Annotated in this window: 6 protein-coding genes; 3 read left to right on the top strand and 3 right to left on the bottom strand. The window is 57.6% G+C overall.

The window, feature by feature from the left end:
• Nucleotides 1–57: 57 nt before the first annotated feature.
• The 3 genes from galE to MWL89_RS00295 all read right to left on the bottom strand — a co-directional run bounded on the left by galE (nucleotide 58) and on the right by MWL89_RS00295 (nucleotide 4,526).
• Complete coding sequence (galE, locus tag MWL89_RS00285; RefSeq protein ID WP_244387512.1) at nucleotides 58–1,185, bottom strand: UDP-glucose 4-epimerase GalE; 1,128 nt, start codon at nucleotides 1,183–1,185, stop codon at nucleotides 58–60.
• A gap of 230 nt (nucleotides 1,186–1,415) precedes the next feature.
• Nucleotides 1,416–3,692 (bottom strand): molybdopterin-containing oxidoreductase family protein, encoded by a 2,277-nt coding sequence (locus tag MWL89_RS00290; protein ID WP_244387513.1) that lies wholly within the window; start codon nucleotides 3,690–3,692, stop codon nucleotides 1,416–1,418.
• 12 nt (nucleotides 3,693–3,704) lie between these two features.
• On the bottom strand, nucleotides 3,705–4,526 hold the full coding sequence (locus MWL89_RS00295; RefSeq protein WP_244387515.1) for a 4Fe-4S dicluster domain-containing protein: 822 nt from the start codon (nucleotides 4,524–4,526) through the stop codon (nucleotides 3,705–3,707).
• 310 nt (nucleotides 4,527–4,836) lie between these two features.
• On the opposite strand from MWL89_RS00295, the gene MWL89_RS00300 reads away from it, so the two are divergent.
• From MWL89_RS00300 to MWL89_RS00310, 3 genes are all read left to right on the top strand, one after another.
• On the top strand, nucleotides 4,837–6,297 hold the full coding sequence (locus MWL89_RS00300) for a helix-turn-helix transcriptional regulator (protein WP_180995190.1): 1,461 nt from the start codon (nucleotides 4,837–4,839) through the stop codon (nucleotides 6,295–6,297).
• Between the two features lie 30 nt (nucleotides 6,298–6,327).
• Nucleotides 6,328–7,035, top strand: a complete 708-nt coding sequence (locus tag MWL89_RS00305; RefSeq protein WP_244387516.1) for a TorD/DmsD family molecular chaperone — start codon at nucleotides 6,328–6,330, stop codon at nucleotides 7,033–7,035.
• Nucleotides 7,036–7,562: 527 nt separating this feature from the next.
• On the top strand, nucleotides 7,563–8,756 hold the full coding sequence (locus MWL89_RS00310; protein ID WP_244387517.1) for a peptidylprolyl isomerase: 1,194 nt from the start codon (nucleotides 7,563–7,565) through the stop codon (nucleotides 8,754–8,756).
• The last annotated feature ends 307 nt before the right edge of the window (nucleotides 8,757–9,063 follow it).

Here is a 9,063-nt window from a genome sequence, read left to right on the forward strand (position 1 = left end):
AAAAAAGCCTGCTGCTTGAATGCGGCAGGCTTTCTCTCTTTCTTGGTCGGCAAACCTTTAATCGGCGTAGCCGTTCGGATTGCTCGATTGCCAGCGCCAGCTGTCCGCGCACATGCGGTCGAGATCGTACAGCGCCGTCCAGCCCAACTCGTCTTCGGCCTTTTTGCACGCTGCGTAGTTCTCGGCGATGTCGCCCGCTCGGCGCGGCTTGATCTCGTAAGGAAGCCGCTTGCCGCATGCCTTTTCGAATGCGTGGATCACTTCGAGCACGCTGGTGCCCTTGCCGGTTCCGAGGTTGAAGATGCCGACGCCGTGGCGCGTTCCGTCGGCATCGGGCTCGCCCTCGATGCTGCCGAGTCCGATCGCCCTGCCGGTACCCACCTTGCCGCCCATCCATTCGAGCGCTTTCGCGTGGCCCCGTGCAAGGTCGACCACGTGGATGTAGTCGCGCACACCCGTACCGTCGGGGGTGGGGTAGTCGTCGCCGAACACGCCGACGCGCTCGAGCTTGCCGGTGGCAACCTGGGCCACATAGGGAAGAAGGTTGTTGGGGATGCCCTTTGGATCTTCGCCGATAAGGCCGCTCTCGTGGGCGCCGATCGGATTGAAGTACCGTAGGAGCACGATGTTCCATTCGTTGTCGCCGATATAGAGATCGGTGAGAATCTGCTCGAGCATGCTCTTCGTCTGCCCGTAGGGGTTGGTGGCTTGGTGTTTCGGGCAGTCTTCGGTGATGGGGATGAATTCGGGGTCGCCGTATACGGTGGCGCTCGACGAGAACACGAAGTTCTTGCACCCGTGTTCGCGGGCGACTTCGCAGAGCACGAGCGTTCCGGCAATGTTGTTCCAATAGTATTCAAGCGGTTTCTGCACGCTTTCGCCTACTGCCTTGAATCCCGCGAAGTGGATGATCGCCGCGATGTTGTTTTCGGAGAAGATGCGTTCAAGGGCGGCGCGGTCGAGGATATCGGCCTCGTAAAACGAGATGCGCGTATCGTCGGCTCCCGTAATGGACTTGATGCGATCGACGGCCTTTTCGCTCGAGTTGCTCAGATCGTCCACGATGACGACGCTGTAACCTTGCTCGAGCAGCTCCACGCACGTGTGACTGCCGATGAAGCCAGCGCCGCCGGTAACGAGGACGGTTATATCGCGGGGCTCCTTCGCCAAGCTCATGTTTGCCATAGGTATCCTTTCGTGCAGCTAATCTGCAGTTTTCAGACTGGCTTCATAGTACCAGCAAGGGAGCTTATGCGGGAATACGACAAAAAACGTTCACGGCGGGGAAACCGACTGGTAACAGGGAACAGGGTCTTGAGGCGATCGGGCGAGTCGTACCGCAAAGGAGGTTTAAAGAAGCGGGCGAACCGCATTGCGATCCGCCCGCTTTACCCGAGATGGCGCTTCGTGTTCGGCTACGCTTTGGCTACCTGGCAAAGGCCCTCTTTGAACGGCGGGAATCCGCTGATCGGGTCGAAATCCCTGCTGATGATCTCGTTGACGTTCGCCTGGTGCCACCCATGGAACATATCGATGGTTTTCGGACGTACGATGTTCGTGATCTCGAGCTTGGCAACGATGCCCTCGTCGTTGACGGGCGAGGTGATGCGCACCATGTCGCCGTCGGCGAGACCGCGCTCTTCGGCATCGGCTTTGGATAGGCGAACAACCGGCTCGGGCATGAACTGGTTGAGCCAGGGCAGATGGCGCTCTTTCGAGTGCGTGTAGTACGGTACGCGCGATCCCGAGTTCATGACGAGCGGATAATCCTTCGCCACGTCGGGCGTCGATACGGGGCTGTATACCGGTTCGTTGAAGACGGGCAGCGGATCGAAACCGTGCTCGCGCAGTATCTCGGAAGCGAACTCGACCTTTCCGCTCGGCGAAGAGAAGCCGGGTTGGCCGTCGTCGCGCAGCAGCCCGAGTTCGTACTTCTTGGATTGGGCCTCGCCTTTGAGCGGAATCTCGATGGGGTCGGGATGCGCTGCACGCAGGTCTTCAAGCGTGGGAGGATTTTCGACATCGATGGTGCGAAGGATCTCGCGCAGGCAGTTCTCGTCGGATTCGGGTCCGCCGTTCCAGAACACGTCGCCGAAGCCAAGCGCCGTGCCGATGTCGCAGCAGATGCGGTAATCGCTGCGCGCCTCGCCCGCCGGTTCGACGATGGGTTCGCGCAAAAACACCTTGCGGCCGAAGATGGTGAGCGGTGCGGCGCGCTCGAAGCTCATGGCAACGGGTAGCAGCATATCCACGTAGTCGTGCGTCCAGGCGTTGTTGTAGAAATCGCCGGCGACGACGAACTCCATGTTCTTGAACGCCTCCTGGTACTCGTGGGATTGAGGCCACATCATGGCGTTGCCGCCGAGCATGAGGCATGCTCTGATGTCGCCGTTTTCAACGTACTCCGGGATCTTGTTGAGCTGGAGGCTTCCCTGCTGGTCGGTGTCGGCCCATACGGGGAAGTATTGACGGTCGACGCGCAGGTGATCGAGTTCGGGCAACAGCTCTTTGGAGCGCGCGAATTCGAACGTCCCCCACCATTCGTCGAAGTTGATCGGCTCGTTTTCGATGCTCAAGCCCCCGGGCACGTCGAGGCTGCCCGTTAACGGGATGAGCAGCATGATGGCTCGGTAGTTGTTGATGCCGTTGGTGTGGTGGGGGAAGGCCGCCGCGCTCTTGCAAACGATGGGCGAGCCTTCGGTTACGAGGATGTCACAGGCTTTCTGAAGCGTCTCGACGGGGATATCGCAGATTTCCGCCGTCTTTTCCAGGGTGAATTCGGTGCAGTACTCCCTGTACTCTTCAAAGCCGTGCGCCCAGTTCTCGATGAAATCCTTATCGTAGGCATCGTGCTCGATGAGGTAGTTGGCAAAGCACAGCGCGAGTGCGCCATCGGTTCCAGGGCGGATTTGCAGGTGCACGTCGGCGAAGTTCTGCGCGGTCGGCGTGATGCGCGGATCGACTACGATGTATTTCACCTGGCCGCTTTCCTGACCTGTTTTCAAGCCGTTGTAGCTGAAAGGTGCCGACCAGCCGGGATTGTTGCCCCAGATGATGCAAACTTTGGTTTTGCCGGGGGTGGGACCGGCGCCCGTGGCGAGCGAAGTGGCCGTATGCCATTCGGGTCCGACGATGAGTTTGACGGCAAGTTCGGTAGCCTTGAAGCACGTTGAGCTTTCCGTGCCCATGTTGGGCGAGCCGAAGGTGAAGGCAAGGCGCTGCAGAGCCGAGCGCGGCTCCTTCGGATCGCCCGTCATGAAGAGCACCTTTTCGGCACCGTGCTTCTCTTTGATGCCGTTGAACTTCTCGGCGATTTCGGCGAGCGCTTCGTCCCAGGTGATGCGCTCCCATTCGCCCGGGCTTCCTTTGGCGTTCACGCGGCGCAGCGGATAGAGCACGCGCGCGGGATCGTAGAGGTCCTGGGTCGAAGAGAGGCCCTTGGCGCACAGCAGGTTGTTGTTGTATCCGTCGCGTTTTTCGAGGCGCAGGATCTTGTTGTCTTTGACGAGCGCTTTCACGCCGCAGTGCGGACCGTGGTTGCACATGACGCAATGGCTGTAACGGAATTCTTCGCTGCCTTCCTCGGCTCCGAACGCGAGGGACGGCAGGGAGAGCGCTCCCGTTGAAGCGGCGATCGTGCTCGCTCCGGCGATCGAGAGCATCTGAAGGAACTTACGTCGGGATAGTTGCATGGAAAACACCACCTATTCGCTTTGCTCGAACGACGATTTTCTCTTGCTTCGCTTGTAGGCGACGCCGCCGCCAACCGCTGCAACCGCAGCAACGCCGACGACTCCCGCGACGGCGGCTGCGGTCACGCCCTCGGGCGCTTTCTTTGCCGCATCGCCAGACGTGCTCTTCTTTTCGTTCTTTGCGGACATCTGAGCCGAAACGGCATCGGCCAAATCGGGCGGAACGAGGGATCGGTCCATGTTTTCGGGTACGACGTAGTACAAGCTCGTGCCGGCGATCTGGGTGGGCTTCTTCTCTGCGATGTACTTCGAGATGTCGCTTTCGGGATCGTTCACATCGCCGAAGATGCGGCATTGGCCCGGGCAGTGAACGGTGCACATGGGTTGCAGGCCTTCGGCCAGGCGCTCGTAGCAGAACGTGCACTTCTCGGTGACGTTGACGCGTTTCGAGCTTTTCTCTTCGCACGGCATGACGACTTCCTCGTAGCTTGTCGTCATATCCTCGGTAATGAGGAACCGATGGTCGTACGGGCAGGCGTCGACGCACGCTCCGCATCCTTCGCACAACTCGAAATCCACTATGACGGGACCCTCGTCCGTCTTGTAAGTTGCCTGGCTCGGGCATGCCGAAACGCAGGGCGGGTTGTCGCAGTGGTTGCACATGGTGGAGACGTAGCGCTGATGCACATCGGGGTATTCTCCCCATTCCACGTAGTTCATCATGTTGTAGTTGACACCCGGGCGAGTGCCCCAGCACTGCTTGCACGCTACGACGCACGCATAGCATCCGATGCATCGCTCGAGATTTATGACCATCCCATACTTTGCAGTCACAATCTTCCTCCTCTCGTCTTTGAGGCGCTTATCGCCTCACCTTCGAGATGCTGCGTTCGGTGCGCTTCGGCACCCCTTGCACCGAGCCGAACGCTGCATCTGCGCTACCTCCGACTATAGGAAGGCGAGCGTGTTTTCGGTATCGTACGGTTCCTCCTTTTTTGCCGATTTACATCGTATGTTTCTTATGATGTGCCTTTGATCTGGCAAAACGTAATTACGGCATGCGAGCCATCCAAGGGCCGTCATGCTATACTGCACGAAATGGCAGCGCCGCGGCTATGCCGTCGCATCCAGGGGAAGAGAAGTTGTGCAGCGCGAAAGCATAGGGGACTATCTCGGGAGCATTACGTTGGCGGATGTGGTGAACATGCGCATGATCGGTTTTGCTCTGATGCGGGCGTGGACGTACATAATGTTCTTCAGCACCGTTGTCCACTATTCCGTCCGCAACGATATCTCGCATCTCAATAGCACGGATACATGGTCGTCGCTCGGACTTGCCGTTCTCATGGTGGTAAGCGCCTTGCTTTCCAAGCAGTTCATGCGGTTGATCGTCGGAAAGAAATGGATTCGCATCGCCGTTCCCGCCGCGATGCTTGCGGCAACGGCGCTTTTGGCGCTCGTTGAGGCGGATTGGTTCAGGCAGCCGTGGTGCTCGATTATCTGCACCGTTACAGGTGTGGGTCTCGGGTTTCTCTATCTTGCTTGGGGCGAGGCGTACACCCATGTTGATGAGACGAAGACAGCGGTCGAAGCCATGAGTTCGTTTCTTCTCGCTGCGGCCATTTTTCCCGTGGTCGTCATGCTGCCGCGTGCGGTGGGTGTGGTGCTGACGATGCTTTTGCTGCTTGCTTCGGCTCTGATCCTGTTCACGAAGCTCGATGTGTGGGGAAAGGGAAACAGGCTTTTGGGATCGGTGCAGCTCAACAAGAGCGGGTTCTTGGTCAAGGCGCTCCTTTCGGTGGGGATCCTCGGTTTCGCCGAAAGCCTCATGCGCGCCTTGTTTTTGGAAGTGAACCCCGTTGTCGATGTGGATCTGTATCCGTGGGTTTTCCTTGCGGCCGCACTGCTTTCGGCTGCCGTTATCAGCATTACGGCGCTATCCGACAGGAAGCCCGATTTTGCGTTCGCCTACAAGGTGGTGCTGTTCGTGACGGCGTTCATCTTTTTGCTGCTTCCCATCATCGATCGCGGTACGTTTTTGGCAAACGTGCTTGCCCTTACCGGATACAGTACGCTTTCACTGCTCGTATGGGTAGTACTCGCCCGTACGGCGAGCCGGTACCGCCTGTCGGCGGTTGTGGTGTTTGGTTTCGGCTGGGGGCTCATGGTGGCTGGCAACTTGGCGGGAACGTTTTTGGGCGGCATTCTCACCTCGTTCGTTGAGTTGACGCCGCGGCTGCTGAGCCTGATCGCCCTTTTGTCGGTCTGTGCGCTGCTGTTCGCGTACCTGTTTCTCTTCAACGAGCGCTCCATCGTGGAGCTGACCGCCGAGGCGTCGGATCGGGGCGACGGCGTTCGTCCGTTCAGGCGTCGGTGCGAAGAGGTGGCGAAGGCGTACCGGCTTTCTGCGAAGGAAACCGAGATAATGATCCTCGTGGCGAAAGGGCGTTCTACGCCGCGCATCTGCGAAGAACTCGATATATCGCAGGGTACGGTGAACACGCACTTGACCCATATCTACAAAAAGCTCGATGTGCACGATAAGCAGCAGCTGCTTGATGTACTCGAGGGGAGAACGGTACAGCTTGGCCGCCCTGCGGCATAGCCGGATAGATTCGTACAGGAAGGAACGAAGATGAGAGAAAACGATACGGAGACGATCGACGTCGACACGTGGCAAGCGCGCGCGACGATGTGCGAATTGCTGGCCTTCTCGCTGAGGTACCCCGATCAGGAGACCGTCGAGGCCCTTGCTTCGGGCGAATGGGTCGATGCCGCGCGCGAGCTGGCAGGTGCGCTCGCCATAGCGTTGCCCGAAGACTTCGCAAGCGGATTACCGGGCGGCCCGTCGGAAGAAGCGGGTTTTGGGAGCAGTTCGACTGATGCAGACGAACTGCTGCACGCGCTGCGTGCCGAGGCGACGCGCTTGTTCGTTGGTGCTGCCGAGCCGATCGTGAGCCCGTACGAGGGCGTGTGGGCCGCGCTTGATGACGGCGTCCAGCCGCTTTTATTCGTGAATCCCAGGTCGATGGAAGTCGAGCGGTTCTGCCGCGCGTGCGGGCTGGGTCGTCCCGAGGGGACGAACGAGCCGCTCGATCACGTGGCAACGGAATGGGAGCTTCTGCAGTATCTCGCCCTGGAGGCTTCGGGAGCCGTTGCTCGCGAAGGCGACGGACGTGCGGACGAGGGTTTCCCCGGCGGTTCTCCAGCGGCCGCCTACGAGGCGTTTTTATCCGATCATGCCAGCGTGTGGATGCCGCGCTTTGCCGAGAAGGTCATCGAGGAGACGCGTCAGCCGTTCTACCGCTCGGCTGCACAGCTGCTCGCAGCCTTTTTTGCATAGAGCGGTACCGCACCGTTCGGGATCGGCGCTTTCGGTATCCCTGCAAAATCTCATAGTGAATAGTCCTTTTGCAAGATTATTCTTGACACAGAATAAATAGCACGATATACTCTGCTCCAGTAGACCGGTATCCTTCCTTTCTACTCGTCTTGCAGGAACCGTCATCCCCCTGACGGTTCCACTTCGTCCAAAAAGGAGCCCTTCCTCGGGGCTCCTTTCTTTATCCTGGGACGGTTGCGGCTTTTGCGAATCGGTGAATCGATCGGTAGGGTGTTTTCCATAAAAGAAGGAGTCCTTTGCGTGTAGGTATATCGTTCGAATGGTGGTGTGTTTCCGGGTGGTCAAATCGGACATTTGAGTAACCGATATACGATAGCGAGCTCGATCGGAATCATGCGGCGTGCACGATCGTTGTAGGGGTTGCTGTGAGTGTATTGTGATGGTTTTTCGTACGGAAACCACCTATGAGAAAATACGGGCGTTTTTCATGCAGGTAAAACTTAAACACGAGAGACAAGGGGTGTCATATGACTTCGCTGAAAGCTGCCAAGTTCACGTGCAGCATAATACTCGCTGTTTCTTTAGGGTCGGCATTGGCCGGTTGCGTTTCGGACAATGCCGGCGATGTCGGCATCGGAGACACCAGCGAAGGGGTGGCTGCGACGGTCAACGGCGAGCCGATCGGCGAGAAAGCAATAACCGAGTACATAGCGGAGTTTCGCGAGGCAGGCTCGCTTGATGACAGCGAGGCTTGGGGGAAGTGGGTGACGTCGAACGGTTACACGATCGACAACGTGCGCGAGGAGGTTATCGATTACTACGTTGACGAACTTCTTTACAGGCAGGCTGCAAAGGAGCAAGGGGTCAGCGTCGAACAATCGCAGATAGACGAGGCGGTCGAGCAAGCGAAAAGCCAGTTTGAAAACGAAGAGGCTTGGCAGGAGGCGCTATCGGCCAATAGCATGACCGAAGAGGAGTATCGAGCAGACGTTGTCGAGCCTGGCTTGCTGCAGCAGGCATTGGTTGATGCGGTCGTTCCCGATTCCGAAATTTCAGATGACGAGCTCTTGGCTCTTGCTCAGTCTTCCGCGTCGGAATTCGAAGGCGCGCGCCGCTCGAGCCATATACTGTTTAGTTCTGACGATGCGGAAGAAGCCCAAGAGGTTCTCGATAAAATCAACGCGGGCGAACTTGATTTCGACACTGCCGTCGAAAGGTATTCAATCGACTCATCGGCCGAAAACGGAGGCGATGTTGGCTGGGATGCCCTGAATACGTTTGTGGTGGAATACGCAAACGCGCTGTCGAACCTCGAGGTGGGCGAAATAAGTGGTCTGGTTGAAAGCGAGTACGGCATCCATCTCATCAAATGCACCGATATGTTTACCGTTCCTGCCGAGGGTATTGTGTCGGTTGAGCAGATTCCCGAAGAGATTCTTTCCAGGATGCGCACCGATATTACGGCAACCGACAAGAGTTCGGAGTTTCTATCGTGGTTTGAAGAGTACAAGGCGGGCGCAGAGGTTCAGATCAACGACATGCCAGCGGGATTGCCCTACGACATAGATTTGTCGCCGTATCTGCTCGGGGACTCGGGCGAACTGAATGAAGAGGGCGAAGCGAAGGCGGACTCCGGGGATCCCGTACCCGATTCAGCGGAAAACGCATCCGATACGGAAGGCGAACAAGGGGATGAACCTTTGGAGCCGTCGGAATCTTAGCTGCCTTTGCGGGAATGGGGGATAACCCCCGCTATTCCAAGAACCGGTACAGAGCGCCTTTGCGGCGCTCTTTTTGTTAGGCGGATCACCTAAATCGAGACGGTATTCTGCGCGCTGCCTCAAGGCACTTTTTAAATAAACCTAATCGTATACGTTAATGTTTCAATTATCAATAAGCACACAAATGATAATAATACGGCTTTTCCGCCGTACGATTGCCTGGAATGGGGGCGAAACGAGATCATATCAACCGTCTATGTATAAAAGCATATATATGCATTGATGTGGGATAGCAAGGAGACGCGCC

This window comes from Raoultibacter timonensis, from assembly GCF_022845715.1.
Classification (GTDB): Bacteria; Actinomycetota; Coriobacteriia; order Coriobacteriales; family Eggerthellaceae; genus Raoultibacter; species Raoultibacter timonensis.

Excerpts from the sequence above, each read along its gene's own strand:
- galE (WP_244387512.1), bottom strand. The coding sequence starts at position 1,185 with ATGGCAAACATGAGCTTGGCGAAGGAGCCCCGCGATATAACCGTCCTC.
- MWL89_RS00290 (WP_244387513.1), bottom strand. The coding sequence starts at position 3,692 with ATGCAACTATCCCGACGTAAGTTCCTTCAGATGCTCTCGATCGCCGGA.
- MWL89_RS00305 (WP_244387516.1), top strand. The coding sequence starts at position 6,328 with ATGAGAGAAAACGATACGGAGACGATCGACGTCGACACGTGGCAAGCG.
- MWL89_RS00310 (WP_244387517.1), top strand. The coding sequence starts at position 7,563 with ATGACTTCGCTGAAAGCTGCCAAGTTCACGTGCAGCATAATACTCGCT.